Origin of the sequence: Streptomyces sp. P3 (assembly GCF_003032475.1) — a bacterium.
Lineage (GTDB): Bacteria > Actinomycetota > Actinomycetes > Streptomycetales > Streptomycetaceae > Streptomyces.
Map to the genome: position 1 here is coordinate 4305082 of NZ_CP028369.1, position 25707 is coordinate 4330788.

Here is a 25707-nt window from a genome sequence, read left to right on the forward strand (position 1 = left end):
CCGGGGGTGGGGAGGGCTGCGCTTGCCATGGCGGCTTCATTCCCCGTCCCCGGCGCGGCGGCACCTGTCCGCCGTCCGCCGCGAGCCTCGACGTCCGCCACGAGCCCGCCGCCCGCCCGCTGGAGACCGCCCGCGGGCCGCCGTGGTGAGCGCCTGGCGCATCATGGCCGTGTGCGACTCGAAGCGATCACCTGGGAACGGCTCGGCGACCTCCTCACCGAGCGCCTGCTCGAACTGGAACCGGCCGACGGCAGCCCCTGGCGGCGCATCGCCTTCGACGGCGCACCGGCGGCCCGCCCCGGAGAGCTCGCCGAGCGCGTCGCGGAAGCGCTGCGCACCCGCGGCCGGCCCTCGTGCGTCGTGGACACGCACGGCTTTCTGCGCCCGGCCTCCCTCCGGCTGGAGTACGGCCGGCACGACGTGGACGCCTACCTCGACGGCTGGTTCGACACCGGCGCCCTGTGGCGCGAGGTGTTCAACCCGCTCGAAGCCGACGGCGACGGGCGGATCCTGCCCGACCTGCGGGACCCCGTCACCGACCGGGCCACCCGCAGCGATTACGTCCCGCTGCCCCCGGGAGGCTTTCTGCTGCTGCACGGTCCGCTGCTGCTGCGGCACTGGTTCCCCTTCGATCTGACGATCCACGCGCTCCTCTCCCCGGCCGCCCTGCGCCGCCGCACCCCCGAGGCCGACCACTGGACGCTGCCCGCCTTCGAGCGGTACGCCCAGGAGACCGACCCCGCCGCCACCGCCGACGTACTCGTCCGCGCGGACGACCCCCGCCACCCGGCCTGGGGCGGCTGACTTCCGGACCGGGCGGCCGGCTTGCGCGCCCGCGAACCGCACACGGCCAGGGACGTCCCCGGGCGTCTGCGCCCGCGGAGCAGCGCGGAGTTGAGATGCGCCCGCCCGGCGGCGCGGCGAGAATGAAGGACGCCGGGACTGCGGCGCCCCCCGCGCCGCGCCGGCCGTCCGGCACCGGGAGGTACGTCATGACCACCGCCGGAGACATCATGCACCGGGGCGCCCAGTGGATCCCCGCCCACGAGACCCTCGACCGCGCCGCCCAGCTGATGCGCGAACTGAACGTCGGGGCACTGCCGATCAGCGACGAGAACGAGCGGCTCTGCGGCATCCTCACCGACCGGGACATCGTCGTCGGCTGCGTGGCCGTGGGGCGCGACCCGGCCCAGGTCACCGCCGGGGACATGGCGCAGGGAACACCGCGCTGGGTCGACGCGGGCGCGGACGTCGGCGAGGTGCTCCAGGAGATGAAGGACCACCAGATCCGCCGGCTTCCCGTCATCGAGAACAAACGCCTGGTGGGCATGATCAGCGAAGCCGACCTCGCCCGGCACCTGACCGACGACCAGATCGCCGCCTGGGCGGAGAGCGTCTACGCGCGGAGTGGACCGGCCCCGGCATGACGACCCCCCGGGCCCGCGGGGTCAGAGCCAGCCGTTGCGCCGGAAACCCCGGTGCAGGATGCGGCAGCCGACGGATATCACCACGATGACCAAGGGGTAGCCGAACCTCCAGTGCAGCTCCGGCATGGTGTCGAAGTTCATGCCGTACACCCCGCAGATCATCGTGGGCACGGCGATGACCGCCGCCCAGGCCGTGATCTTGCGCATGTCCTCGTTCTGCGCGACCGTGACCTGCGCCAGATGCGCCTGCAGGATCGAGTTGAGCAGTTCGTCGAAAGCAGCGATCTGCTCGGTGGCACGCAACAAGTGGTCCGAGACGTCCCGGAAGTAGGCCTGTATCTCCGGGTCGATCACCCGCACCGGCCGGTCCGCGAGGTCGAGGAGCGGACGGCCGAGCGGGACCACCGCCCGTTTCAGCTGCAGGAGTTCCCGCTTGAGCTGGTAGATGCGCCCCGGATCGGCCCGCGCGCCGTTCTCGGCGAACACGTCCGTCTCGACCTGGTCGATGTCCGCCTGCACGGCGTCGACGACGTGGAGGTAGTCGTCGACCACGTGGTCCGCGACGGCGTGCAGAACCGCCGACGGCCCCTTGGCCAGCTGCGCGGCGTCGGATTCCAGCTCCTCGCGCAACGGTCCGAGCGAGCCGTGCCGTCCGTGCCGCACCGTGATCACGAAGTCCCGTCCGACGAACACCATGATCTCGCCGGTGTCGACCACTTCGCTGGTCGCGGTGAGCTCCTCGTGCTCGAGGTAGCAGACCGTCTTGAACACCGCGAACAGCGTCTCGCCGTACCGCTCGACCTTCGGCCGCTGATGGGCCTCGACGGCGTCCTCGACGGCCAGCGGATGCAGGTCGAAGAGCTGGGCGACGCCGGCGAACTCGTCGTTCGTGGGCTCGTGCAGACCGAGCCACACGAAGCCGTGACCGCTCCTGCGCGTCCGCTCCACCGTGTCGACCAGATCCACGCCGTGCTCGGCGCGCACGCCGTCCCGGTACGTCACGCAGTTCACCACCGAGGACCCCAGCGGGGACCGTGCGTGATGACTCAGGTCGACCCGGGGACGTTGCCGCGCCAGCCTCGCCACCCCACGCAGGCCGCCGACCCTTCCGAGGCCCGTGACCTTCCGCAGATTCCCCGCCATGGTCATCCGGGTCTCCTTGCGTGTTTCCCCTCGCGCCGCGACCTGCGCCCTGGCACGCCAGTCTGCCAGGCCACCGCATGTCGGGGGCAGGCCTGTGGAAAGGAGCAATTCCGTTTTGTTCCCGGCTGTGGACGAAGGGGCTTCGCACTGCTGAGGGAGCTGCTACCGCCCCTCCCGACACGGGATCCCGGCCGCGTCGACCACCTCCGGCGAGTCGCACGGCTGGGATGATCGGCGTATGACGCGACCCGACGGATACCTCCTCGACAACCGGCAGCCCGAGGCGGGGGAACGCTTCGACGCCTTCGCCGCCCTCTTCGACCCGACCACGTTCCGTCATCTCGAAGGGCTCGGGGTCGGTCCCGGCTGGCGCTGCTGGGAAGCCGGCGCGGGCGGCACCTCCGTCGTGTCCTGGCTGGCGAAGAAGGTCGGTCCGACGGGCAAGGTCCTCGCGACCGACATCGACACCTCCCGCCTGACGTCGGCCGCCCGCCCGCCGGTCGAGGTCCGCGTCCACGACCTCGGCGCCGGCGAGCCGCCGACGGAGGGCTTCGATCTGGTGCACGCCCGCCTCGTGCTGGTCCACGTACCGGACCGGGAGCGGGCGTTGCGGTCCTTGGTGGGCGCTCTGCGCCCGGGCGGACGGCTGCTGATCGAGGACGCCGACCCCGCCCTGCAGCCCCTGCTCTGCCCCGACGAGCACGGCCCCGAGCAACAGCTCGCGAACCGTCTGCGGCACGGTTTCCGCCAGCTCCTCGCCGGCCGGGGCGCCGACCTCGCCTACGGCCGCAAGCTGCCACGTCTGCTGCGCGAGGCCGGACTGCGCCGCGTCGAGGCCGACGCCTACTTCCCCGTCGCCTCGCCCGCCTGCGCCGCCCTGGAGTCCGCGACGGTGCGCCAGATCCGCGAGCAGCTCGTCGGGGCGGGCGTCGCGACGGACGAGGAGATCGACCGTCATCTGGCGAACGTCGCCGAGGGCAGCATGGACCTGGCGACGGCCCCGCTGATCTCGGCCTGGGGACGCAAGGAGTAAGGAGTGGCGAGGCCGCGGAGGCCGCGCACGGACGAAGGCTCGCCGCGGAGTCGACGCAGTGAGGGCGCACGCCGGGGACGGGCGGCTCGGTGCCCGCCCGGAGTGCCGACAGGGGCGTCGCGCGGCGTCAGCCCGCCACGCCGGTCCGGTCCGTCGTCGCGCTCTCCTGCGGGGTCGGCGGTCTGCCGCCCACCCGTTCCACGGCCCGGGCTCCAGCCCGGCATCCCTCGACCGCCGCGACCGAGGTGTCGACGCCCGCGAGCAGTGCGGCGAGGAACGCGCCGGTGAAGGCGTCGCCGGCGCCCGTGGTGTCCCGGGGAGTGGCGGGGGCAGCGGGAACGCGGGCGAGGACCGTGCCCCCGCGGGCCACGAGCGCGCCGTCCGCACCCTGCTTGGCCACCACCAGCGGCACGTGGCGGCTCAGCTCGGCCGCAGCGTCCGCGCCGTCGGGCACCCCGGTGAGCAGCCGGGCCTCGTCACGGCTGGGCAGCAGCACGTCCACGTCCGTGACGAGGCCCAGGAAGCGGGGGAGGCCCAGTTCCACCAGAAAGCCCGCCGACGCCGGATCGAGGCTCACCGGGATGCCCCGCGCGCGTGCCGACCCCGACGCCGTCCGCACCAGTGCCCGCCCCGACTCCGAGAACAGCAGGTAGCCGGAGAGATGGAGCCGGCCGACGCCGTCCAGCAGGGAGTCCGACCAGTCGGCGGGGGCGAGGCGCAGGGAGGCGCCGCTGTCGGTGAGGAACGTCCGCTCCGCCGCCGCGTCCGTGTCGACGAGGCAGATCACCGTGCCGGTCGACGCCTGCCGGTCCACGACGAGCAGGGGCCGCACCCCGCCGGCGGTCAGCGCCCGTTCGTGCCAGGTCACCGATTCCGCGCCCACCCGGCCGAGCAGCCGGACATCCGCGCAGCCCCAGTGGGCGGCCCAGCACGCCACGTTGGCGCCCGCGCCGCCCGGCAGGGTCCGGATCACCGCGACCGTGTCCGTTCCCGAGGCCAGCGGACCCCGGTGCCGGGCGACGACGTCCGTCACCACGTCCCCGACGACCAGCAGCGCCCCGCCTCCCGGGGGCCCCGTCGGCCCGCGACCGGACGGTCGCTCGGACACGGCCGTCGCCTCCGGGCCGGCCGTCGCCCCGGATCCGCCCCGCACGGCCGCGCCGGACGTGCCGTGCGCGCCGGACGCGCCCTCCGCGTCCGCGGTCGGCCCCGCGCCCGCGGGCGCCTTCGGGCTCCGGACCGGGTCGGCGTGATCACGGATCGCCCCGTCCGGTCGCGCCGTCATGCCGAGGACCACGCCGTCGCGATCCGCGCCGCCAAACGCACGTTGCCGCGCACCGCCGCCAGGTTGGCGCCCAGGGACGCGCCGTCGGTGTGCCGGACGAGATAGTCGAGCAGGAACGGCGTGACGCCCTGGCCGGAGACGCCGGCCTCCTCGCACGCGTGCAGCGCGTCGGCGAGCACACGCGCGTGCAGCGCGGGATCCAGCTGCTCCTCCTCGGGGACCGGATTGGCGACGATCAGGGCCGAGTGGGGCACGCCGAGCGCGTCCTGGGCCCGCATCACGTCGGCCACCTGCTCCGGAGTGTGCACCGTCCAGTCCACCGGATGACCCGAGTCGGACAGGTAGAACCCGGGGAAGCGGTCGGTGCCGTACCCGGCGACCGCGACGCCCAGCGTCTCCAGCCGTTGCAGGGTCGCGGGCACGTCGAGGATCGACTTGACCCCCGCGCAGACCACCGTGACCCGTGTGCTCGCCAGCAGCCCCAGGTCGGCCGACTCGTCCTGGGTGACCGTCCACTGCCGGTGCACCCCGCCGAGGCCGCCCGTCGCGAACACCCGCACGCCCGCCAGCGCCGCCAGCAGCGCCGTCGCCGACACCGTGGTCGCGCCGCTCGCACCGGAGGCCACCGCCAGCGGCAGGTCGCGATGGCCCAGCTTGCGGAACCCGTCCTCGTTGGCGACCCGCTCCAGCTGCTTCTCGTCCAGGCCCACATGGGGCCGCCCGTCGAGCACGGCGATCGTCGCCGGCACCGCGCCCCCGGCGCGCACGACGGCCTCCAGTTCCGCCGCCACCTCAAGATTGCGCGGGCGCGGCAGCCCGTGCGAGATGATCGTTGACTCCAGCGCCACCACGGGTTGACGCGCGTCGACCGCGTTCCGCACCTCTTCCGACACCACCAGCACCACGCGCCCGCCTCCTGTCCGTTTCTCTCCCCTCATCTCTGGCGGGCGGCGCGCCCGGTCAAACCCTTGCGTCCTGTGGGGCAGGACACCAGCCTGGACGGCATGACGCAGCACACGGCACGCCTCGACCACGTCGTCCTGTGGGTGCGCGATCCGGCGGCCGCAGCCGACTTCTACGAGCAGGCCGTCGGGCTGACGCCCGTCAGGCTCGCCGCGTTCGTCGCGGGCGAGGAGCCCTTCCCCTCCGTCCGCGTCAGCGAGGACTGTCTGCTCGACCTGATGCCGTCGGCGGCGGCGCCGCAGATGAAGATGCTTCCCGGCGCCGCCGACAGCGCGGGGCATCCCGTCAACCACGTCTGTCTCGCCCTGCCGAGGGGAGACTTCGACGCCCTCCGCACCCGTCTGGAGGAGCGCGCCGTTCCGGTCTCGGACGTCACGCACGGCTCCTTCGGCGCCCGCGGTGACGCCACGGGCAGTTTCTACTTCCGCGACCCGGACGGCAACGTCGTGGAGGCGCGGCACTACGACTGACGAGCGCCGCCTTCGCCGCCGCGGCTCCCGTTCCGGGTGAGCAACGCCAGGGCGGCCAGCGGGAGGAGCAGGGTCGCCGCGGCCACGTTGAGCCACCCGTAACTCGCCCGCGCCACCACGAGCCCCGCGATCGCCCCGCCCACACCCGCCGAGGTGTTCATGGTGAGGTCGGAGATTCCCTGCGCGGCGGCCCGCGCGGACTGCGGCACCGCGTCGGTGAGCAGTGCCGAGCCGGAGACCAGCCCGGCCGACCAGCCGAGGCCCAGGACGAACAGTCCGGCGGCGGTCTGCCGGTGGTCGTCGCCGGCCGTCCCGGCCAGGAACAGGGCCACGGCCAGCAGCCCGGCGGCGAGGCCCGTCACGGAGAGGCGCCCCACCCGGTCGGCCAGCCGCCCCATCAACGGCGCGAACGCGTACATGCCGGCGATGTGCCCGCTGATGACCAGCCCGATCAGCTCGATGCTCGCGCCGTGGTGGGAGAGGTCCACCGGGGTCATCGACATGACCGAGACCATCGCGGTGTGCGACACCGCCACCGTCACCAGCGCCAGCCGCGCGTACGGCGATGCGGCGACGGCCGTCAGCCCCGCCCGCAGGGAACGGGCCCCGGGGGAGCACTCGTCCTCCGGGGCGAGCGCGCGGGCCGTCAGCAGCGGGTCAGGGCGCAGCAGGACCGCCACGACCACCGCAGCCAGGACGAAGATGCCGCCCGCCCACAGGAAGGGGCCCGCCGCCGCGGGTATCCCCAGCCCGGCGATGCTGCGGCCGGCCGGCGCGGCGATGTTCGGGCCGAGGACCGCTCCGATGGTCGTCGCCCACACGACGTGGGAGATGGCCCGCGCGCGATGCTGCGGCTCGGCGAGGTCGGCGGCGGCGAACCGGGCCTGCAGATTCGCCGAGGAGGCCGCGCCGAACGCGGCCATGCCGCACAGCAGCAGCGGAAAGTTCCCGAGGCGCGCAGCCATCACCACGACGCCCGCTCCCAACGCGCCGACCAGGTAGGCCAGCACCAGCCCGGGCCTGCGCCCGCGCGCGGTCATCAGCGCGGCCATCGGCATCGACAGCACGGCCGTACCGGCGACGGTGGCGGTGGGTGCGAGCCCGGACAGGGCCTCGGTGCCGCTGACCTGCCGGGCCAGGACGGCGGCCAGCGCGATACCGGTGGCGACGCCGAGCCCGCCGAGGATCTGGCTGGAGATGAGCACGGCGGTCGTGCGCCGGCGCAGTGTGGGCAGGTGCACAGCGTCCACGTGCGGCGCCGCGGCGCGCTCGGCGGCGGTCACATCAGGCTCCTCTCGACGGCACGGGTCGGCGTCGCCGCACGGAAGACCCGCACCACGACAGAGACCTGAGCCACCGCGTGGCCGTGCGCGACGGCCCGGCCACGCGGACAGACGGACATCCGGGTCACCGGCGCAGTCTCCCCCCTCCGCCCCGTGCCGCCCAGACCCCTGCGGAGCGGCTCGGGCCACCGGAACGAACGGTTCAGAACAACGGTTCGGGCAGGACCCCCTCCAGGGCGAGCAGCTTCCGCTTGGTCTCCAGACCGCCCCCGAAGCCGCCGATGCCGCCGTCCCTCTCCACCACCCGGTGGCAGGGCACGACGACCGGCAGCGGGTTGGACCCCATCGCGGCGCCCACCGCCTGCGCGGCCCCCGGCTGCCCCACCCGCTCCGCCAGATCGCCGTAACCCACGACGGCCCCGTAGGGAACACCGGTGGCCAGTTCCCGCAACACCTGACGGTTGAAGCCCGAGATCAGGGACCAGTCCAGGGGCAGCTCGAAGACCTGCCGCTCACCGGAGAAATAGGCCTGGAACTGGCGTATCGCCTCGGCCAGCAACGGGGAGCCGGGCGCCTCGACGGGCTCCGTTCCCAGCCGATCCGCCAGCCTTGAGAGCGCCTTGTCGCGCACCACGTCGGTGGCGTGGAAGACCACGTTGAGCAGTCCCTCGGAGCTCGCCGCCAGCATCAGCGGCCCGATGTCGGTGTTCACGACGGCCCACACGACCCGCTGTCCGTACTCCGCATGGCTGTCCATGCGCCCACGGTACGGGCAGCCACCGACAACGCCCTGCGAGGGCCGCGCGTCAGAACCAGTACAGCGCCCGCCGCACCACGTCGGGCCGGTCGGTGATGACGCCGTCGACGCCGTACCCGGCGACGGCCCGGGCGGTCTCCGCGTCGTCGACGGTCCAGGTGAACACCTTCATCGGCCGCCCGTGCGGTCCGGTGAGCTCCTGCACCGCGGCGACGTACGCCTGGGAGAGGCCGGTGCAGGACGGGTTGATCTGGTCGGCGAACACCGAGATCCGGGGCAGGTCCGACAGGGCCGGCTTGCCGAGCAGGCCGATGCGCACCGCGGGCATCAGCCGGTGGACCGTCCGCAGGCAGTCGGCGCTGAAACTCTGCACGACCAACCGGCTGGCGAGGTGGTGCTCGTCCAGCCACACCTCGTCGCCCAGGAGTCCGAGGACCTCCTGCTCGATGCCCGGGTAGAGCTCGGGATTCTTGATCTCCAGAAGCAGGTTCTGGTGGTTGCGGTCGACCCGGTCGAGGTACTGCGTCAACGTCGGCACGCGCACGCCCGCGTAGGCGGGGCCGAACCAGCTTCCCGCGTCGAGCCGCGCGACCTCGGCGGCGGTGAAGTCCTTCACTTTCCAGGGGGCGCGGCCCGGAAAGACCTCTTCCACGTCCGTCGTCCGGCGGAGGCTGTCGTCGTGGACGACGACGAGCTCGCCGTCCCGGGTGCGCTGGACGTCGTTCTCCACCCAGAGGGTGCCCAGCGACTTCGCGCGGTCGACGGCCTCCAGGGTGTTCTCCGGAGCGACGGCGGAGGCGCCCCGGTGGGCGACCACCGCAGGCCGCAGCGCGATGCCCGCGCGGGCGCTGTGGACGGGGAGCAGGAGCGCCACGGTGCCCAGGATCACGGTGGTCATGACGGCAACTACGCGTGTGTGCATGCGTACTCCTCGCGTCGAGCGATCACATACAGCTCAACTGTGACAGCGAAGGGTCCACGACGGCGGGGTGGCGCGGGGCGGTCACACGAAGGGAGGAGACACCCGACGCCCCTCACCGGTGCCGCACATGTGGGGCAAGGACGTGTTTCTTTGCCGGAAAATCGTTCGACCATTCCGGTGGGAGTCATACTTTCCCTCAGCCTTGACCGCGCGCAGCGGTCCTGGAAGGCCGCGTTCCAGAGGCATCGGGCAAGATCCGGCAACAGGGCGAAGGGCAACCGCGCATGCACGGCACGGTCGACGGTTTCAGCTACGGACTCGTCACCCCGCTGGTGGCCTACGTCATGGCCTGCCTCGGCGGTGCGCTGGGCCTGCGCTGCACCACCAGAGCCCTGCTCGTCGCCCACTCCTGGCGGCCGGGCTGGCTCGCCCTCGGCTCCGCGGCGATCGGCTCCGGCATCTGGACCATGCATTTCGTCGCGATGATCGGCTTCACCGTCCGGGGAGCCCCGATCCACTACGACAAACCCATGACCTACGGCAGCCTGGGCGTCGCCGTCGTCATGGTGGGCGTCGGGGTCTTCATCGTCGGCTACCGCGGCGCGACCGGAACCGCGCTGTTCACCGGAGGGACCCTCACCGGTCTCGGCATCGCGTCCATGCACTACCTCGGCATGGCCGGGATGCGCCTGAACGGCACGTTCACGTACAACACGCTCACCGTCGCGGTCTCCGTCGCGATCGCCATGGCCGCCGCCACCGTCGCCCTGTGGGCCGCGGGGCAGGTCAGGGGCTTCCTGTGGAGCGTGGGCGCCGGCCTGGTCATGGGGCTCGCCGTCACCGGCATGCACTACACCGGCATGGCCGCCCTCAGCGTTCATCTGCACACGGGCGGCGCCCCGACGGCGGGCGACCCGCCGGCCACCCTGCTCGCACCCATGCTGATCGGCCCCCTCGCGTTCCTCTGCCTGGCCGGCGCCGTGGTGCTGTTCGACCCGCTGATGGTGATGGGCAAGCCGGACCGGGCCCCCGTCCCGCACCGCCCCGGCGTCCCGGCGCACCGGCCCGTCGGACATCCGGCGCGCGGCGCCCGCCTCCGCGGCCGCCGGGACGTGGCCCCCCGGGAGTCCCGCACCCCGCAGAACCGCTGAGCCGGCGCCTGCGCACGCCCCGAAACCCCTGATCGGACCCCGTTGTCAGTGGGGGGTCGTACGGTGGATGGCATGCGGCCCGTTTCCCACATCGAACGCACGGTGGCGCCCTTCGAGGTCGTCAGTCCCTACCAGCCCAGCGGCGACCAGCCGACGGCCATCGCCGAGCTCGCCCAGCGTGTCGAGGCGGGCGAGAAGGACGTCGTCCTGCTCGGCGCGACCGGCACCGGAAAGTCCGCCACCACCGCGTGGATGATCGAGAAGCTCCAGCGCCCCACCCTGGTGATGGCGCCGAACAAGACCCTGGCCGCCCAGCTGGCGAACGAGTTCCGTGAACTGCTGCCGAACAACGCGGTCGAGTACTTCGTCTCGTACTACGACTACTACCAGCCCGAGGCGTACGTCCCGCAGTCGGACACCTACATCGAGAAGGACTCCTCGATCAACGAGGAGGTCGAGCGCCTGCGCCACTCCGCGACCAACTCACTGCTCACCCGCCGTGACGTCGTCGTGGTCGCCTCGGTGTCCTGCATCTACGGCCTCGGCACCCCGCAGGAGTACGTGGACCGCATGGTCCCGCTGCGTGTCGGCGAGGAGCTCGACCGGGACCAGTTGCTGCGCCGCTTCGTCGACATCCAGTACACGCGCAACGACCTGGCGTTCACCCGCGGCACCTTCCGGGTGCGCGGCGACACCATCGAGATCTTCCCGGTCTACGAGGAGCTCGCCGTCCGCATCGAGATGTTCGGCGACGAGATCGAGGCCCTCTCCACCCTGCACCCGCTCACCGGCGAGATCATCAGCGAGGACCAGCAGCTGTACATCTTCCCCGCCACCCACTACGTGGCGGGCCCCGAGCGTCTCGAGCGGGCCGCGAACGACATCGAGAAGGAGCTCGGCGAGCGCCTGGCCGAGCTGGAGAAACAGGGCAAGCTGCTGGAGGCCCAGCGCCTGCGCATGCGCACCACGTACGACCTCGAGATGCTCCGCCAGATCGGTTCCTGCTCCGGCGTCGAGAACTACTCGATGCACTTCGACGGCCGCTCGCCCGGTTCCCCGCCGAACACGCTGCTCGACTACTTCCCCGACGACTTCCTGCTCGTCATCGACGAGTCCCATGTCACCGTGCCGCAGATCGGCGCCATGTACGAGGGCGACGCCTCCCGTAAGCGCACCCTCGTGGACCACGGTTTCCGGCTGCCCTCGGCTCTCGACAACCGCCCGCTGAAATGGGAGGAGTTCCAGGAACGCATCGGGCAGACCGTGTATCTGTCGGCGACGCCCGGCAAGTACGAGCTCTCGCGCGGGGACGGCGTCGTGGAGCAGATCATCCGCCCCACCGGCCTCATCGACCCCGAGGTCGTCGTCAAGCCCACCGAGGGCCAGATCGACGACCTGGTGCACGAGATCCGGGCGCGCGTCGAGAAGGACGAGCGCGTCCTGGTCACCACGCTCACCAAGAAGATGGCCGAGGACCTCACGGCCTACTTCCTCGAACTCGGCATCCAGGTGCGCTATCTGCACAGCGACGTCGACACGCTGCGGCGTATCGAGCTGCTGCGCGAGCTGCGCGCCGGCGAGTTCGACGTGCTGGTCGGCATCAACCTCCTGCGGGAGGGACTCGACCTGCCCGAGGTGTCCCTGGTGGCGATCCTCGACGCCGACAAGGAGGGCTTCCTGCGCTCCGGGACCTCGCTGATCCAGACCATCGGCCGCGCGGCGCGCAACGTCTCCGGTCAGGTCCACATGTACGCCGACAAGATCACTCCGGGCATGGAACGGGCGATCGACGAGACCAACCGGCGCCGGGAGAAGCAGGTCGCCTACAACACGGCCCACGGCATCGACCCGCAACCGCTCCGCAAGAAGATCAACGACATCGTCGCGCAGATCGCCCGCGAGGAGGTCGACACCGAGCAGCTGCTCGGCTCCGGCTACCGGGCGAAGAAGGACGGCCGGGCCACCAAGGCGCCGGTGCCGTCCCTCGGCGACAAGGCGGTCAAGGGCGCGAAGTCCGGGCAGGCCAGGGGCAGGGCCGCGGCGACGGTGCCGACCGACCGTCCGGCGGCCGAACTCGCCGAGCAGATCGAGGAGATGACCGAGCGCATGCGGGCCGCCGCGGCGGACCTGCAGTTCGAGGTGGCCGCCCGGATCCGTGACGAGGTCTCCGAGATGAAGAAGGAATTGCGCCAGATGAAAGAGGCGGGTCTGGCCTGACGGACCCGTGCGACTCCTGTGCCCGGGCCCGCACGTGCTGTGTTGCAAGACCGACACAAAGTGCGGGCCTGGGTGCGGCACTGTCAGTGCCTTTGCGTAGGGTTTCCGTCAACCGCGGGCGCCGCGGCAACAGGGGACAGCTCGAGAGGGGAATCAGCGCGTGACCGTCAACATGACCAAGGGTCAGGCCATCAGTCTGCAGAAGAACGACGGGGGCAGCCTGACCGCGGTGCGCATGGGTCTCGGCTGGCAGGCGGCCCCGCGGCGCGGCCTGTTCGGCTCCCGGACCCGGGAGATCGACCTCGACGCCTCCGCCGTTCTGTTCGCGGACAAGCAGCCGGTCGACGTCGTCTTCTTCCGTCACCTGGTGAGCGACGACGGCTCCGTCCGCCACACCGGTGACAACCTGGTCGGCGGCGTCGGCCAGGGCGGCGACGACGAGGCGATCCTCGTCGACCTCGCGCGCGTGCCGGTCCACATCGACCAGATCGTCTTCACCGTGAACTCCTTCACGGGCCAGACGTTCCAGGAGGTGCAGAACGCCTTCTGCCGCCTGGTCGACGAGACCAACGGCCAGGAGCTGGCGCGCTACACGCTCGCGGGCGGCGGCGCGTACACGGCACAGATCATGGCGAAGGTGCACCGGGTCGGCGGAGGCTGGAACATGACGGCCCTCGGGACTCCGGCCAACGGCCGTACCTTCCAGGACCTGATGCCCGCGATCCTGCCGGCGCTGTAGGGCCGCCGGCCGGCGAGCGGCACCACCACAACACCACACGTGACGCAGGGGGACGACAGGCGATGACGGCCGAGCTGGTGCGGGGGCAGAACCACCCGCTCTCCCAGGTCCGGCTCGAGATCCGGATCTCGGCCGGCAAGCCCGTCGTGGCGACGGCCGTTCTCGGCGACGAGAGCGGCAGGATCCACGGCGTCGAGCGGGTGGCCCATCCGGGCGTGCCCACACTGCCCGGCCTGGAGGTTTCCCGCCAGGCCGCCGCGGACCACCGCCTCGCGGTGGACCTCGACGCGGTACCGGCGGCCGTGCACCGGGTGGGCGTCGTGCTGGCGCTGCCCACGGGAGTCGGCGGACCGGTCGGCTTCGGCTCGGTCGCGGCCCCCTTCGTCGCGGTCACCGGCCTCGACGGGGCCGAGATCGTCACCTTCACCCTCACCGGCCTGGACGCGGAGTCGGCCGTCATCGCGCTGGAGCTGTACCGGCGGCAGGGCGCATGGAAGGTGCGCGCCGTCGGGCAGGGCTATGCGGGCGGCCTCGCCGAACTCCTCACCGACCAGGGGCTGCCGCAGGCACATCAGCTCGCGACCGAGATCAACGAGGCCGTGGTGCGGGGCCTGGCCCGCTCGGTGCCGGCCCCGCCGCCCCCCACGTCCGACGGCGACCGCTCCCGCCAGACGGCCGCGCTCGGCCCGGACCAGAGCGGCTCGCCGTACAACCCCCAGAACACCCCCGGAGCCCAGGCAACGCACGGTGCCCAGGGCATCCCCGGGAGCCAGGGCGTCGGCGGCCCCTACGGAGCGACGTCGAGCGCCCACGGGACCGCGAGCCCGGCGGGCGGTGCCACGCCGTCCGACCCCGAGCCCGCGCAGTCGGCGTCCGCGCCCCCCGCCGGTGGTCCGATCGACTACAGCCATCCGCGCCGGCAGAACACCGCTCCGCCTCCGCCGCCGCCCACCGCGCCCCCGGCACAGCCCGGGGAGCCCGCCCGGCCGGTGGCCGGCGACGCGACCGGCTGGTCCATGGAGGAGCGGCTCTACAACCAGGTCTGGGGCATGTTCGAGGACCTGGCCCGCAGCACCGCCGCGTTTCGCAGCGCGGTCGACTTCGCCGACGCGCGGATGGAGAAGGAGCTCGACCAGGTCCTGTCCGACCCGCGCAGCAGGATCGGCGGCCAGGGCGAGGCCGCCCGTGAGGCGGCCCAGGCCAAGCACAGCCGGCTCGTCGACCAGGCCCGGGAGGCCCTGGACCGCGACCTCGGCCAGCTCGGCGCCGAGGCCGACGTAGTGGAACCGGCGCTGCCCGCCGCGTACGCGCGCTGGGACAGCCCCGTCTGGCACGCCTACCGCGTCCCCATGGAGATGCCCATGGCGCTGCGTCTGGGCGACCTCCACGTGCCCGAGAGCGAACCGCTGCGCATCCCGATGCTGGTCCGGCTCCCGCTCGAACGGGGGCTGTGGATCGACAGCGGACGCACCGGCTCGTCCGACGGGCTGTTCACCGACGCGCACGACATGCGCCGCCTGGCCATGGAGTCGGCCGTGGCGCACACGGCCCGGCTGCTCGCGGTGCATCCGGCCGGCGAGTTCACCGTGCACGTCCTCGACCCGGCCGGTTCGGCCGCCGGGGAGCTGTCGCCGCTGGTGCGGTCCGGGGTCCTCGCGGCTCCGCCCGCGGCCGGCGCGGCGGGTGTGGCAGCGGTCCTGGGGCAGCTCACCGAGCGCGTCGACCTGGTGCAGATGGCGGTACGCGGCGGGGTGGCCGACTCGCTGCCGCCCGGGTTCGACACCGCCCAGCAGTTGCTGGTCGTCAACGACTTCCCGCACGGTTTCGACGACCGTGCGGTGACCCAGTTGCGCTATCTCGCGGACGAGGGCCCGGCCGTCGGCGTGCACCTGATGATGGTCGCCGACCGGGAGGACGCGGCCGGTTACGGTCCGTTGCTGGATCCCCTGTGGCGTGGGCTGCTGCGGCTGACCCCGGTGGCCGACGACCACCTCGCCGACCCCTGGGTGGGCCATGCGTGGACGTACGAACCGGCTCTCGTGCCACCCGGTAGTCAGGTGCTGCAGCAGGTGCTGGCCCAGGTGGCGGCGGCCCGCACCAACTATCAGTAAACCCTCCTGACCAGCGAACTTGGGTTTGTTTTTACCAATCCCTTTACCTTCTCTTGGTGATTGGGGTACTCTTCTTCTCACGGAGGGGAGTACTCCCTGCTGCGGCGTACCCGTCAATACGGATCAGGCCTGATCCCGGGGCGCCGGCCCGTCTCGGGTGGAAGAGACCTCCGGCAGCGCGACGGCGCTGTTCACTTGCCGTTACGTACTGCCGGAGGCGCAGTGGATGTTTCCGTGAATCTGTGGGTTCTGACCATCGTCGGCCTGGCCGCCCTGATCGCGGTCGACTTCTTCATCGGCCGCAAACCGCACGACGTCTCGATCAAGGAAGCCGGGATCTGGACGGTCGTCTGGATCGCCCTGGCCGGGCTGTTCGGCCTCGGCCTGTTCCTCTTCTCCGGGGGACAGCCCGCCGGAGAGTTCTTCGCGGGCTTCATCACCGAGAAGTCGCTCAGCGTCGACAACCTCTTCGTGTTCGTCCTGATCATGGGCAAGTTCGCGGTCCCGTCGCAGTACCAGCAGCGGGTCCTGCTCGTCGGCGTCCTCATAGCCCTGGTCCTGCGGGCCGTCTTCATCGCGGCCGGTGCGGCGATCCTCGCCAGCTTCGCGTGGGTCTTCTACCTCTTCGGCGCCTTCCTGATCTGGACGGCCTGGAAGCTCATCCAGGAGGCCCGCGCCGACGACGAGGACGAGGAGTTCGAGGAGAACAAGCTGCTCAAGGCTGCGGAGAAGCGTTTCGGCGTGGCGGACCGCTACCACGGCACGAAGCTGTGGATCGAGCAGAACGGCAAGCGGGTCATGACCCCGATGCTGGTCGTGATGCTGGCGATCGGCACGACCGACGTGCTCTTCGCCCTCGACTCCATCCCCGCCATCTTCGGGCTGACGCAGGACCCGTACATCGTCTTCACCGCGAACGCCTTCGCGCTGATGGGTCTGCGGCAGCTGTACTTCCTCATCGGCGGTCTGCTGAGGAAGCTGGTCCACCTCAGCTACGGTCTGTCGATCATCCTCGGCTTCATCGGCGTGAAGCTGGTGCTGCACGCGCTGCACGAGTCCGGGGTGCACGTGCCCGAGATCAGCATCCCGGTCTCGCTCGGCGTCATCTGTTCGGTCCTGATCGTCACCACGATCACCAGCCTGCGGGCCTCCCGGAAGCAGGCGGCGGCCGAGGAGGCGCGGACGGCGAGTGAAGGCGCTCCGAAGGATCGCATCGGAGCCTGACCATGTACGACGTAGGGACAACCACCCCCGGGAGCGGTGCGCGGCGAATTGCCGACCACCGCTTCCGGTGCTTCCTTGGTAGCCGGGCGTTTCCACTTCGGGACGCCGCAGCCGGGGCGTGGAGGCACCATGAGCACGTCGCAGAAGTTCGTGCAGATCATCGACCTCGAGACCGACCGCATCGACGAGATGCGCGCCCTCGCCGAGGAAGGGGAACGGAACTTCGCGGGCCGGGAGGACGCCCCGAAGCGCCGGCTCGTCCTCAGGGACAGGAACCGGCCGAACCATTACCTCGTGGTGGTCGAGTTCGACTCCTACGAGGCGGCCATGCGCAACAGCGAGGCCGAGGAGACGGGGAAGTTCGCGGAGGGCATGGCGGCGCTGTGCACCCGGCCGCCGTCCTTCACCGACTGCGACGTCGTGGACGCCGCCGAGTTCTGAGGACTCCGCCGGCCGCGGTGTCGTACGGGCATGGGCCGCCCGGGGCCGCAGGGCCGACCGGAGCCGGTCCGGCCGTGCGGACCGGAGTGCGCGGCCCGCACGGCTCTGCGACGATCACAGCATGATCGCTCGGCTCAGGTCGGTCACGACCCGGTGGACGGTCCTCGTGCCGGCGCTGGCGGTCGTGCTGCTGGTCCTGACCTGGGGGCGCGACCTGCCGGGCCCGCTGGTCGCGCTGCTGACGATGGTCCTCGCCGGAGCGGTCCTGGCCGCCGTGCACCACGCGGAGGTCGTCGCCCATCGGGTGGGTGAGCCGTTCGGCTCGCTCGTCCTCGCCGTCGCGGTGACGATCATCGAGGTGGCACTGATCGTCACCCTGATGGCCGACGGCGGCGACAAGAGCTCGACGCTGGCCAGGGACACGGTCTTCGCGGCCGTGATGATCACCTGCAACGGCATCGTCGGCCTCTGCCTGCTGGTGGCGTCCCTGCGTCACGGCACGGCGGTCTTCAACCCGGAGGGCACGGGAGCCGCCCTGGCGACCGTCGCCACACTGGCCACGCTGAGCCTCGTCCTGCCGACCTTCACCACCAGCAAGCCGGGCCCGGAGTTCTCCGGTGTCCAGCTCACGTTCGCCGCCGTCTCCTCACTGATCCTCTACGGCCTCTTCGTGGCGACGCAGACCGTACGGCACCGCGACTACTTCCTGCCGGTCACCCGTCAGGGAGACGTGATCACCGCGGACGACCACGCAGGCGTCCCCACCTCCCGGACCGCCCTGATCAGCCTCGGGATGCTCGGTCTCGCCCTGATCGGCGTGGTGGGACTCGCCAAAGGGGTCTCGCCCACGATCGAGGCCGGGGTGGACGCGGCCGGACTTCATCACGCGGTCGTCGGCGTGGTCATCGCACTGCTCGTGCTGCTCCCCGAGACCATCGCCGCGCTGCGCTCCGCACGCCGCGACCGGGTGCAGACCAGCCTCAACCTGGCGCTCGGCTCCGCGATGGCGAGCATCGGCCTGACCATCCCCGCGGTCGCCCTGGCCTCGATCTGGCTCTCGGGCCCCCTCGTCCTCGGCCTCGGCGCCACCCACATGGTGCTGCTGGCGCTCACCATCGTGGTCAGCTCGCTGACGGTGGTCCCGGGACGGGCCACCCCGCTGCAGGGCGGCGTCCATCTGGTGCTCTTCGCCGCCTACCTGGAACTGGCGATCAATCCGTAGCGGCGGCCCTCCGCCCACTGCCGCAGGTCGCCGCCGGGGCCCGCCCCCGCTGCCCGCCCGAGGCGGATCGCGTACGACGTCGGGGGCTCGGCGGGGGCGTTCTCCCGACGGTCCGTCCGTGACCCCGAGGCGGGCTCATCAGCAGAACCACCAGTCACATCCTCACTGTCAGTAGGTGACCGTAATGCGCCGGGCCGGACCGTCCACGCGTACCGTGCCGCCGTACGGGAGGACCAGCTGGGGGTCCGTGTGGCCGAAGTCGACGTCGAAGACGGCCGACGTGTCGGGGGCGTAGGCGGCCAGCACGTGCTCCACCGCCGCGCGCTGCTCGGCGGCGTACCGGGCGGCCGCCTCCGGGGAGTTGGGGTGCTCGAAGGACCACGTCCTGGCACGGCCCATGAGCAGTGCGGGAAAACGCCGCAGCAGGCCGCGCTCGCCCATGGCGCGCAGGATCCGGAAGACGGCCGTGGCGCTCGGAAGCTCCTCCGAGGTCTCGAGGATCAGCACGCCGCCGTCGTACGTCGACGGATCGGGGGAGACCTCGCGGTCGGCCATCAGCAGGCAGGAGAGGGTCTCCAGTTCTCCGCCCCAACTGCGGCCCTCCACCACGCGGTCGGGGCCCCGCCAGGTCCAGCCGCCCTCCTTCGGGGTCTCCGGCTCGGCCGCGAAGGTCGCCGGATCGGCCCAGTCGCCGTTGACGTTGTTCCAGCGCTCGGCGGGGCGCAGCTCGTAGGGGCCGGAGGTGAACAGCGCGGCCCGCAGCGAGTCGACGGTCTGTGGATGCATGGCTCCCGGTCGGCCCAGCTCGACCATCACGCTCGTGCCGTGGTAGCCGACGACACCGCAGTTGTACAGGAACGCCAGCAGGTTGGTGTTGTCGCTCATCCCGAAGAACGGCTTGGGGTGGGCGCGGATCAACTCCCGGTCCAGGAAGGGCAGCACGGTGATCTGGTCGTCGCCGCCGATCGACGCCATCACCGCGGTGATGTCCGGGTCGGCGAAGGCGGCGTGGATGTCGTCGGCGCGCGCTTGCGGCGTCGCCTCCATCGTGCGCGTGGTCGGGTACTCGACCGGTTCCAGGCCGAAGTCCTCGCGCAGCCGGGTGAGACCCAGTTCGAAGGGACGGGGGTAGAGCGCGGGCAGGCCGGCCGAGGGCGAGAGGACGGCTATGCGGTCTCCGGGCGAGGGTTTGGGCGGATACACAGGGGTGGCCATGCGCGGAGCGTAGGGCTTCCCGTCCGGCTCCCGCACCGTGATAAACCGGGGTCGAGCGGCGGCCTCGGACGGCTGCCCCGAAGGACCGGAGGAACCGTGCCCCGCAGCCTGGCCAACGCACCGATCATGATTCTCAACGGCCCCAATCTGAACCTGCTGGGGCAGCGGCAGCCGGAGATCTACGGTAGCGACACCCTGGCCGACGTCGAGGCGATGTGTGTCCTGGCGGCGGCCGGGCACGGCGGCACGGTGGACTTCCGCCAGTCCAACCACGAGGGCGAGCTGGTCGACTGGATCCACGAGGCGCGGCTGAACCACTGCGGCATCGTGATCAACCCCGGCGCCTACTCGCACACGTCCGTCGCGATCCTCGACGCGCTCAACACCTGCGACGGCCTGCCCGTGCTGGAGGTCCACATCTCCAACATCCACCGGCGCGAGTCGTTCCGGCACCACTCCTACGTTTCGTTGCGCGCCGACGGGGTCATCGCGGGCTGCGGGGTGCAGGGGTACGTGTTCGGCGTGGAGCGGGTCGCGGCGCTCGCGGGACCGGGCAAGGCCGACGCGTAGGGACGGGGCGGGGGTTCGCCCGGGCCGCCGGTCGAGGGCGGGGAACGTGGACCGGCGGCCCATCCGCGCCGGAGCCGTCATCCCGCGCGGGGCTGCAATCAGTTGACCGCGCAACCACGTATGAGGGGGAGCGCGCGTGGAGCGTCGGCGCGTGCACGCGATTCACACGGGGCGCGCGTTCAAAGGCGCGCGCCCCGTGCGGTGAGAGGTCACCACCCGCGCGTGCCACTGCGGCAGGTGCGGCAGGTGCGGCAGGTGCGGCCGCTCGGCGTCCCGCGTCATGTCGTCGCCGTGTCCCGCATGGACCAGACAGACCCAGGTCTCGTCCGGACACACGTCGAAAATCTTCGTCCTCCTCGACGTCGTGGATCAGACGCGTGAAGGTCTCCGGCCCTTACGGCTCCGAGGAGAACGGCTGGGAGGCCGGCGGCGAGTACGTCGAGAACGACGTTTCCGCCCATTCGGGTGAGGAGTGCCCCGCACGCGAGCGGCTGATGGTCGACGCCCCGCTCGGCCGCTACAGCTTCACCGCCTCGACCCCGACCGCCGCCGCCCTGCGCCCGCTGAGCTACGTGGACGCGATCGAGCGGGACGAGGGCGACGAAGGCGCGGACTCGACACCCCCTTCGGGTGACGCGGGCATATCAGGTGGCCGGATGCTCGAAAATCGCGAGTACCGGCAGGGGAGCCGCTGTCAGGCCGCCTGAGATGTCCTACCAGGCCTTGATCGATGCGGCCGATCGGGCGGCCTGCTCGATCTTCGCGCAGTGGGCTGCGCGGGCTTCCTCGTCGATTTGCTTCTCGTGTTCGGCGCGCAACCCGGTCCGGCCGTCGAGGCCCTCCCGCAGGATGTCGGCGTGCCCGGCATGCCGGACGGACTCGCCGAGGACATGGACCATGATGGCGAACAGGTTCGTGTTGGGATGAGGTTCCGGCCACCACGGCACGTGGCCTGGGGCGTCGAGGGGAAGCGCGGTGATCGTCGCGTCCGAGTGTTCCCACGTGCGCCGGTAGAACCCGATGATCTGAGCGCGAGTCTCGTCCTCGGTCGCCCACTGGTCGCTGCCGTCGGAGTCCTGCCACCGGGACAGCGTTTCAGGGGAAGGGCGGTCGAAGACCTCGCCGAAGTACCTCGCCTCGACGGTGGCCACGTGTTTGACCAGGCCGAGGAGGTTGGTCCCGGTCGCCGTCAGAGGTCTGCGGGCGTCGTACTCGGACAAGCCGTCGAGTTTCCAGAGCAGCGCCTCGCGGTCCCGCCGCAGTCTCCCGTGCAGGTTGGCCTTCGCGAATTCATCGATCATGTGGCATGAACCTTCCATGGGTTGTTCGGGGTCTCGAGATCCCGTACCTGGTCCGCAACGCGGGCAGAGCCGAGGCGTAGGACTCCTGACGCCATGAGCCGCCGGGAACGACTGGCTGTCAGGGAGACGTGGGGTGGGGGGCGGGGTGCGGGACGGCTCGCGGCCGACCGGCCTGCGACGGTCACCGCACAGGACAGCTGCGCGCATGCTGTTCGGTGCCGTTCTCTGATCCCGTTGAGCGGTCCGGGACGGGGACCGGGGAGGTGGGCGGGCGCCAGGTGAGGATCCAGCCGGCGGTAAGCACCGCCGCGCCCCCTGCCAGGGCGATCGCGCCGCCTGTTCCGAGGCCCGCGGCCATCGAGCCGAAGCAGGCCGGCCCGACGCCCTGCAGCGTCATGCCGGCGGAGCCGAGCAGACCGAACGCCTGGCCCCGGCCGTCCTGCGGCAGGGCGTCCAGGAACGGCCGTTGCAGGCCGAGGCCGTAGGGCAATCCGAAGCCGCAGAGCAGCAGCAGACAGGACGAGACGCCCACTCCGGGTTCGGTGGCGAAGCCGAGCAGCGGCAGTCCCGTCAGCGCGATCAACGGGACTACCAGTCGCTCCCGGGTGGGTGGCCGTAGCAGTCGACCCACCACCAGGTCACCGACGAGCATGCCGACCGGCGGACAGCCCATCAGCACCGCGTACCAGCCGGGCGCGAAGTGGCGTCCTCCCGCGTAGGCGACGATCAGACCTTCCGCGCCCGTGACGAAGGCGGGCGGAAGCCACTGAGCCAGCATCAGTCGTCGTACCCTCTGTCCGCGCAGCAGCAGGACGGCGCCGTGCAGGCTTGCCCGGACGGCCCCGCCGTCGCCCCGAGCGCTGCCCGGTGTGCCGCCGAACTCTCCCGGCTCCAGCCGGGGCAGCCGGATGCGGACGGCGAGCGCGCAGCCGAGGTACAGGGCGGCGCTCACCACGAGCGCCCGGTGCGGGCCGAGCACCGCGACGACCGCACCTCCCAGCGCCAGACCGGACAATTGCGCGCCGGAGGATGCGATGTTGTTCAGTGAACGGCCCAGTACATAGGCGTCGCCCTCCAGCGACTGGGCGACCAGCCGACTCGACGCGCCGTGAAACACCGGTGTGGCGAGGGAGACCAGCGCCACGACACCGAGGCTTGCCGCGATCGGCATCCGCACCAGGGCGAGCAGCAGGGCGCTGGCGCACGTCAAGGCGTAGCCGCCGGTGATGAGCGCGCGGGGCGGCAGCCGGTCGGCCAGCGAGCCCAGCAGCAGCGAGCCGAACAGCTGCGGGACGAAGCCGATGCCGAAAGCCACTGCGCTCAGCAGCGGGGAGCCGGTGGCCGAGAAGACCAGCACCGAGAACGTGGTGATCCGCAGCGCGTCCGCAGTGATCGCGACGGCGCGGGTCGAGAAGAGCAGCCGGAAGCGAGGCTCGGCCAGCACCTCCCGGTAGGTGGCGCGGTAATTGCCCTGCGCGGGTTCGGCGGTTGGGGTCATGGCGCCCAGCCTCGACGTGCGCCGACGCCACTCACCAATGATTCGTCGCTGGACGAATCGGAACAGCATCCCGCAGTAGCATGGCAGAGTGCTGCGCTTCGAAGTCTCCGTCGAGGACCTGCTGCGCAGCCGGTTCGCACTGTCGCCGGCGCTGGACCTCTGCCTGCTGCTGCGCTCGCTCGCCGACCACGACCGGCCGCTGCCGCGAGCATGGGCCACCCGACTCATGCCGGCCTTTGAGCGCCTTCGCCGCGAGACCGAACTGAACGCCGCCCTCGCCCTGCACACCACGCGCGGGGGCGGACCGAACTTCGTCGCCCCGCCTCCACGCGGCCTCAACCAGACCTGGGCAGACGACCTGGCCATGATCCGGGCCACACCGCTGGAAGCGGCCCGCCAAGAAATCGCCGCCAACGCCACCGGCCCGGCCGCCCGTGATCCCCGGGTACGCGCAGTGCTGGACTCCACGGACGCCGTCTCCAGGATCGCCGAGGCGATGGACCAGGCGTGGCAGGAGCTGCTCGCCGCGGACTGGCCGCAACTGCGCGCGATCTGTGAGCGCGATGTCGTGCACCGGGTGGGTGTGATCGGCGAACACGGATGGGCCACGACCATCGAGAGCCTGCACCCGAGCATCGCCTGGCAAGCCGGCGGCATCGAGGTCGGCCACTTCCCTCAAGTCGGAACGGTCCGCCTCGCCGGCGACGGGCTACTGCTGATCCCTTCGGTCTTCGTCGAGAACATCGCCGCCCACCTGGAAGACCCCTGGCCCAGGACCTTGGTCTATCCTGCCCGCGGTACCGCCGCCCTGTGGGGCGAACAGGCGACCGTCCCCAGGCCGGACGCGCTGACCGCTCTGGTCGGCCGGGCCCGAGCCCGGCTGCTGGTGGCGCTGGACGCCCCGGCCAGTACCAGCCACCTCGCCCGAAGCCTGGCCATGGCACCGGGCGCGGTCGGAGATCACCTCGCCATCCTGCGAGACGCGGGGCTGCTCGTCCGCGCCCGGTCCGGACGGTCGGTGCTCTACCGGCGTACCCCGCTCGGCGAGGCGCTGGTCGCCGGTTCGGGCTGAGGCTCCGGGGCCGTGTCCGTACGCAACGGGCGCCGCGAGATCGGCGCGAGATCTCGGTGCGGGGGAGCGCCTTGCCGGAAGCAGCTGGTGGAGCTGCGGGGCGTGCACAGCGGCACCGCTGCCTCCGGGGCCTCAAGGGGGCGTGGACCTCGCTCTACCAGCCCCGTGCGCGCCACTCCGGAAGGTGCGGGCGCTCCGCGCCGAGCGTCGTATCGTTGCCGTGGCCGGGATAGACCCACGTCTCGTCCGGGAGCACGTCGAAAATCTTGGTCTCGATTCCCGACATCAGGGACTGGAAGTCCTCGGGGCGCGTTGTCCTCCCGGGGCCGCCCGGGAACAGGCAGTCGCCGGTGAAGACGTGGGGGTGGCCGTGCGGGTCGTCGTAGACCAGGGCGATCGAGCCCGGCGTGTGCCCGACCAGATGGCGTGCCGTCAACTCCACGTTCCCCACCCGGATGACGTCCCCGTCGACGACCGGGACGTCGGTCGGCACCGGGATGCCGTCGGCGTCCTCGCGGCCGGCGAAGGTGCGCGCCCGCGTGGCCGCCACGACCTCGGCGAGCGCCTGCCAGTGGTCGCCGTGCTGATGGGTGGTGACGACGGACGCGATGCCGTCGTCACCGATGGTGCCGAGCAGTGCCTGCGCGTCGTTCGCCGCGTCGATCAGCAGTTGCTCGTCGGTGGCCCGGCAGCGCAGCAGATAGGCGTTGTTGTTCATCGGGCCGACCGCGATCTTGGTGATCATCAGGTCCTTGAGCTCGTGCACGTCGGCCGGGCCGCCGACCGTCACCTGTCCGCTGTACGTCATGGCGGCAGCCTATAGCGGGGGAAGGGCCGGGAGCGGCCCGCCGTCGACCGTCAGCCCGGCGCCGTCACGGCGTCCGGCGAGCCAGCCGAGGAGGTCCGCCGGGGTGCCGGTGACGGTCACCTCGGGCTCGTCGGCCTTGCGGCCCGTGCGCCACGCGCGCGTGCCGTCCGTGAGGCGCGTCGGCGGCACGTCGGGATGCCCGGTGAACCGCTCGGCGAGGAACTCGGTCTCCCGCTCGGTGAACTCCGCCGGCAGGTCCTCGAGCTCGTAGCCGATGCCGAGGTCCACGGCATGCAGCTCGACTTCCGCCCACCGCCGGAACGGCACGCGGGCCGCCGCGTCGACGATGCCGTTGCGCAGCTCCACCGTGCGCGACCAGTCCGCGGGCGCGGCTCCGGCCGCCTGCAAGCGGGCCGCGCTCTCCCGGACGTCCGCGAGCTGGACCTGAAGGGGCCGCGGGGCGTCCCGCTCGATGTCGGCGTCGCGTACCTGTGCGTCGGCGTACATGGGACGGCCCTCGAGGACGTTCACCAGGGCGTCCGCGTTGCGGGCGAGGTGGGCGAGGACATGGCCGCGGCTCCAGCCGGGCAGCCGCGACGGCTCGGCGACCGACGCGTCGTCCCGGCCGGCGACCGCGTTGAGCAGCCGTTCGGTCGCGGTGCGTACGGACTCCAGGTCATGAGCGTGATCAATCATGGTGCTGACCTTAGCCTCGCCACTCGTTCGGGTGAAGGTGGTCGCCCGAGCCCGCTATTCGAATGCACGTGCTATAAGGTCGGTGGCGGCGTCAGGCATGCTGGAAGGCCGGGGATTGTTGTGAACCGGTGAACCCCGGCTGAATCCCGACCGGCGTTG

The 25707-nt window shown here is 71.7% G+C and carries 25 protein-coding genes and 1 pseudogene; 14 read left to right on the top strand and 12 right to left on the bottom strand.

The window, feature by feature from the left end; translation table 11 throughout:
- The first annotated feature begins 171 nt into the window (after window positions 1-171).
- Together C6376_RS19295 and C6376_RS19300 are read left to right on the top strand one after the other, a co-directional pair.
- On the top strand, window positions 172-804 hold the full coding sequence (locus tag C6376_RS19295; RefSeq protein WP_107444564.1) for a uridine kinase: 633 nt from the start codon (window positions 172-174) through the stop codon (window positions 802-804).
- A gap of 188 nt (window positions 805-992) precedes the next feature.
- Window positions 993-1427: a CBS domain-containing protein gene (locus C6376_RS19300; RefSeq protein WP_107444565.1), complete on the top strand. Its 435-nt coding sequence runs from the start codon at window positions 993-995 to the stop codon at window positions 1425-1427.
- A 21-nt stretch (window positions 1428-1448) separates the two neighbouring features.
- On the opposite strand, the gene C6376_RS19305 is transcribed toward C6376_RS19300, so the two are convergent.
- On the bottom strand, window positions 1449-2576 hold the full coding sequence (locus C6376_RS19305; protein WP_107444566.1) for a magnesium and cobalt transport protein CorA: 1128 nt from the start codon (window positions 2574-2576) through the stop codon (window positions 1449-1451).
- Window positions 2577-2808: 232 nt separating this feature from the next.
- Between C6376_RS19305 and C6376_RS19310 the strand changes: the two genes are divergently transcribed.
- A complete protein-coding gene (locus C6376_RS19310) occupies window positions 2809-3603 on the top strand; it encodes a methyltransferase (protein WP_107444567.1) in 795 nt (264 codons plus the stop codon).
- A 127-nt stretch (window positions 3604-3730) separates the two neighbouring features.
- On the opposite strand, the gene C6376_RS19315 is transcribed toward C6376_RS19310, so the two are convergent.
- Both C6376_RS19315 and C6376_RS19320 read right to left on the bottom strand, forming a co-directional pair.
- Complete coding sequence (locus C6376_RS19315) at window positions 3731-4888, bottom strand: carbohydrate kinase family protein (protein ID WP_254075997.1); 1158 nt, start codon at window positions 4886-4888, stop codon at window positions 3731-3733.
- Entirely contained in the window at window positions 4885-5793 is a 909-nt protein-coding gene (locus tag C6376_RS19320) for a pseudouridine-5'-phosphate glycosidase (RefSeq protein ID WP_107444568.1), read from the bottom strand. Before C6376_RS19320 ends, C6376_RS19315 begins: the two co-directional genes overlap by 4 nt.
- A 99-nt stretch (window positions 5794-5892) precedes the next feature.
- Between C6376_RS19320 and C6376_RS19325 the strand changes: the two genes are divergently transcribed.
- Window positions 5893-6321 (top strand): VOC family protein, encoded by a 429-nt coding sequence (locus C6376_RS19325; RefSeq protein WP_107444569.1) that lies wholly within the window; start codon window positions 5893-5895, stop codon window positions 6319-6321.
- On the opposite strand, the gene C6376_RS19330 is transcribed toward C6376_RS19325, so the two are convergent.
- The 3 genes from C6376_RS19330 to C6376_RS19340 form a co-directional block, all read right to left on the bottom strand.
- Entirely contained in the window at window positions 6312-7604 is a 1293-nt protein-coding gene (locus C6376_RS19330; RefSeq protein WP_107444570.1) for an MFS transporter, read from the bottom strand. The genes C6376_RS19325 and C6376_RS19330 overlap by 10 nt on opposite strands.
- Before the next feature lie 202 nt (window positions 7605-7806).
- A complete protein-coding gene (locus C6376_RS19335; protein WP_107444571.1) occupies window positions 7807-8361 on the bottom strand; it encodes a methylated-DNA--[protein]-cysteine S-methyltransferase in 555 nt (184 codons plus the stop codon).
- 49 nt (window positions 8362-8410) lie between these two features.
- A complete protein-coding gene (locus tag C6376_RS19340; RefSeq protein WP_107444572.1) occupies window positions 8411-9283 on the bottom strand; it encodes a glycerophosphodiester phosphodiesterase family protein in 873 nt (290 codons plus the stop codon).
- 284 nt (window positions 9284-9567) lie between these two features.
- Between C6376_RS19340 and C6376_RS19345 the strand changes: the two genes are divergently transcribed.
- The 7 genes from C6376_RS19345 (at window position 9568) to C6376_RS19375 (ending at window position 18388) form a co-directional block, all read left to right on the top strand.
- Window positions 9568-10434, top strand: coding sequence for an MHYT domain-containing protein (locus C6376_RS19345; RefSeq protein ID WP_107444573.1), 867 nt, complete (start codon window positions 9568-9570; stop codon window positions 10432-10434).
- Between the two features lie 72 nt (window positions 10435-10506).
- Window positions 10507-12651: an excinuclease ABC subunit UvrB gene (gene uvrB / locus C6376_RS19350; RefSeq protein WP_107444574.1), complete on the top strand. Its 2145-nt coding sequence runs from the start codon at window positions 10507-10509 to the stop codon at window positions 12649-12651.
- A gap of 160 nt (window positions 12652-12811) precedes the next feature.
- Window positions 12812-13390, top strand: a complete 579-nt coding sequence (locus tag C6376_RS19355; RefSeq protein WP_057580284.1) for a TerD family protein — start codon at window positions 12812-12814, stop codon at window positions 13388-13390.
- A gap of 62 nt (window positions 13391-13452) precedes the next feature.
- Window positions 13453-15501, top strand: coding sequence for a TerD family protein (locus C6376_RS19360; RefSeq protein WP_107444575.1), 2049 nt, complete (start codon window positions 13453-13455; stop codon window positions 15499-15501).
- 222 nt (window positions 15502-15723) lie between these two features.
- Window positions 15724-16725: a TerC family protein gene (locus C6376_RS19365; protein ID WP_107444576.1), complete on the top strand. Its 1002-nt coding sequence runs from the start codon at window positions 15724-15726 to the stop codon at window positions 16723-16725.
- A 129-nt stretch (window positions 16726-16854) separates the two neighbouring features.
- Window positions 16855-17166: a hypothetical protein gene (locus tag C6376_RS19370; protein WP_107444577.1), complete on the top strand. Its 312-nt coding sequence runs from the start codon at window positions 16855-16857 to the stop codon at window positions 17164-17166.
- A gap of 121 nt (window positions 17167-17287) precedes the next feature.
- Window positions 17288-18388 (top strand): calcium:proton antiporter, encoded by a 1101-nt coding sequence (locus C6376_RS19375; protein ID WP_107444578.1) that lies wholly within the window; start codon window positions 17288-17290, stop codon window positions 18386-18388.
- A 168-nt stretch (window positions 18389-18556) separates the two neighbouring features.
- Here C6376_RS19375 and C6376_RS19380 read toward each other — a convergent pair whose 3' ends face one another.
- The gene (locus C6376_RS19380; protein ID WP_107444579.1) at window positions 18557-19603 is read right to left on the bottom strand and encodes a S66 peptidase family protein; all 1047 of its coding nucleotides are present in this window, start codon (window positions 19601-19603) and stop codon (window positions 18557-18559) included.
- Between the two features lie 96 nt (window positions 19604-19699).
- Here C6376_RS19380 and aroQ point away from each other — a divergent pair, with 96 nt between their 5' ends.
- The gene (gene aroQ / locus C6376_RS19385) at window positions 19700-20173 is read left to right on the top strand and encodes a type II 3-dehydroquinate dehydratase (RefSeq protein ID WP_107444580.1); all 474 of its coding nucleotides are present in this window, start codon (window positions 19700-19702) and stop codon (window positions 20171-20173) included.
- A gap of 162 nt (window positions 20174-20335) precedes the next feature.
- Here the strand turns inward: aroQ and C6376_RS45300 are convergent.
- Window positions 20336-20564 (bottom strand): annotated as a pseudogene (locus C6376_RS45300) (hypothetical protein); the annotation flags it as partial.
- Between C6376_RS45300 and C6376_RS19395 the strand changes: the two are divergent.
- Window positions 20551-20880: a hypothetical protein gene (locus C6376_RS19395; RefSeq protein WP_107444581.1), complete on the top strand. Its 330-nt coding sequence runs from the start codon at window positions 20551-20553 to the stop codon at window positions 20878-20880. The pseudogene C6376_RS45300 and the gene C6376_RS19395 overlap by 14 nt on opposite strands.
- Before the next feature lie 6 nt (window positions 20881-20886).
- On the opposite strand, the gene C6376_RS19400 is transcribed toward C6376_RS19395, so the two are convergent.
- Both C6376_RS19400 and C6376_RS19405 read right to left on the bottom strand, forming a co-directional pair.
- Entirely contained in the window at window positions 20887-21474 is a 588-nt protein-coding gene (locus C6376_RS19400) for a DinB family protein (RefSeq protein ID WP_107444582.1), read from the bottom strand.
- A gap of 181 nt (window positions 21475-21655) precedes the next feature.
- On the bottom strand, window positions 21656-22972 hold the full coding sequence (locus tag C6376_RS19405) for an MFS transporter (RefSeq protein WP_107444583.1): 1317 nt from the start codon (window positions 22970-22972) through the stop codon (window positions 21656-21658).
- A gap of 88 nt (window positions 22973-23060) precedes the next feature.
- Here C6376_RS19405 and C6376_RS19410 point away from each other — a divergent pair, with 88 nt between their 5' ends.
- On the top strand, window positions 23061-24044 hold the full coding sequence (locus C6376_RS19410; RefSeq protein ID WP_107444584.1) for a helix-turn-helix transcriptional regulator: 984 nt from the start codon (window positions 23061-23063) through the stop codon (window positions 24042-24044).
- A 154-nt stretch (window positions 24045-24198) separates the two neighbouring features.
- Here C6376_RS19410 and C6376_RS19415 read toward each other — a convergent pair whose 3' ends face one another.
- Both C6376_RS19415 and C6376_RS19420 read right to left on the bottom strand, forming a co-directional pair.
- Entirely contained in the window at window positions 24199-24852 is a 654-nt protein-coding gene (locus C6376_RS19415) for an MBL fold metallo-hydrolase (protein ID WP_107444585.1), read from the bottom strand.
- 9 nt (window positions 24853-24861) lie between these two features.
- Complete coding sequence (locus tag C6376_RS19420) at window positions 24862-25548, bottom strand: maleylpyruvate isomerase family mycothiol-dependent enzyme (protein ID WP_107444586.1); 687 nt, start codon at window positions 25546-25548, stop codon at window positions 24862-24864.
- Between the last annotated feature and the right edge of the window lie 159 nt (window positions 25549-25707).

What these genes read in the sequence shown, in the direction of transcription:
- C6376_RS19300 (WP_107444565.1), top strand. Translation starts at nt 993, where the DNA reads ATGACCACCGCCGGAGACATCATGCACCGGGGCGCCCAGTGGATCCCC.
- C6376_RS19305 (WP_107444566.1), bottom strand. Translation starts at nt 2,576, where the DNA reads ATGACCATGGCGGGGAATCTGCGGAAGGTCACGGGCCTCGGAAGGGTC.
- C6376_RS19310 (WP_107444567.1), top strand. Translation starts at nt 2,809, where the DNA reads ATGACGCGACCCGACGGATACCTCCTCGACAACCGGCAGCCCGAGGCG.
- C6376_RS19315 (WP_254075997.1), bottom strand. Translation starts at nt 4,888, where the DNA reads ATGACGGCGCGACCGGACGGGGCGATCCGTGATCACGCCGACCCGGTC.
- C6376_RS19325 (WP_107444569.1), top strand. Translation starts at nt 5,893, where the DNA reads ATGACGCAGCACACGGCACGCCTCGACCACGTCGTCCTGTGGGTGCGC.
- C6376_RS19335 (WP_107444571.1), bottom strand. Translation starts at nt 8,361, where the DNA reads ATGGACAGCCATGCGGAGTACGGACAGCGGGTCGTGTGGGCCGTCGTG.
- C6376_RS19340 (WP_107444572.1), bottom strand. Translation starts at nt 9,283, where the DNA reads ATGCACACACGCGTAGTTGCCGTCATGACCACCGTGATCCTGGGCACC.
- C6376_RS19345 (WP_107444573.1), top strand. Translation starts at nt 9,568, where the DNA reads ATGCACGGCACGGTCGACGGTTTCAGCTACGGACTCGTCACCCCGCTG.
- uvrB (WP_107444574.1), top strand. Translation starts at nt 10,507, where the DNA reads ATGCGGCCCGTTTCCCACATCGAACGCACGGTGGCGCCCTTCGAGGTC.
- C6376_RS19360 (WP_107444575.1), top strand. Translation starts at nt 13,453, where the DNA reads ATGACGGCCGAGCTGGTGCGGGGGCAGAACCACCCGCTCTCCCAGGTC.
- C6376_RS19370 (WP_107444577.1), top strand. Translation starts at nt 16,855, where the DNA reads ATGAGCACGTCGCAGAAGTTCGTGCAGATCATCGACCTCGAGACCGAC.
- C6376_RS19375 (WP_107444578.1), top strand. Translation starts at nt 17,288, where the DNA reads ATGATCGCTCGGCTCAGGTCGGTCACGACCCGGTGGACGGTCCTCGTG.
- C6376_RS19380 (WP_107444579.1), bottom strand. Translation starts at nt 19,603, where the DNA reads ATGGCCACCCCTGTGTATCCGCCCAAACCCTCGCCCGGAGACCGCATA.
- C6376_RS19400 (WP_107444582.1), bottom strand. Translation starts at nt 21,474, where the DNA reads ATGATCGATGAATTCGCGAAGGCCAACCTGCACGGGAGACTGCGGCGG.
- C6376_RS19405 (WP_107444583.1), bottom strand. Translation starts at nt 22,972, where the DNA reads ATGACCCCAACCGCCGAACCCGCGCAGGGCAATTACCGCGCCACCTAC.
- C6376_RS19415 (WP_107444585.1), bottom strand. Translation starts at nt 24,852, where the DNA reads ATGACGTACAGCGGACAGGTGACGGTCGGCGGCCCGGCCGACGTGCAC.
- C6376_RS19420 (WP_107444586.1), bottom strand. Translation starts at nt 25,548, where the DNA reads ATGATTGATCACGCTCATGACCTGGAGTCCGTACGCACCGCGACCGAA.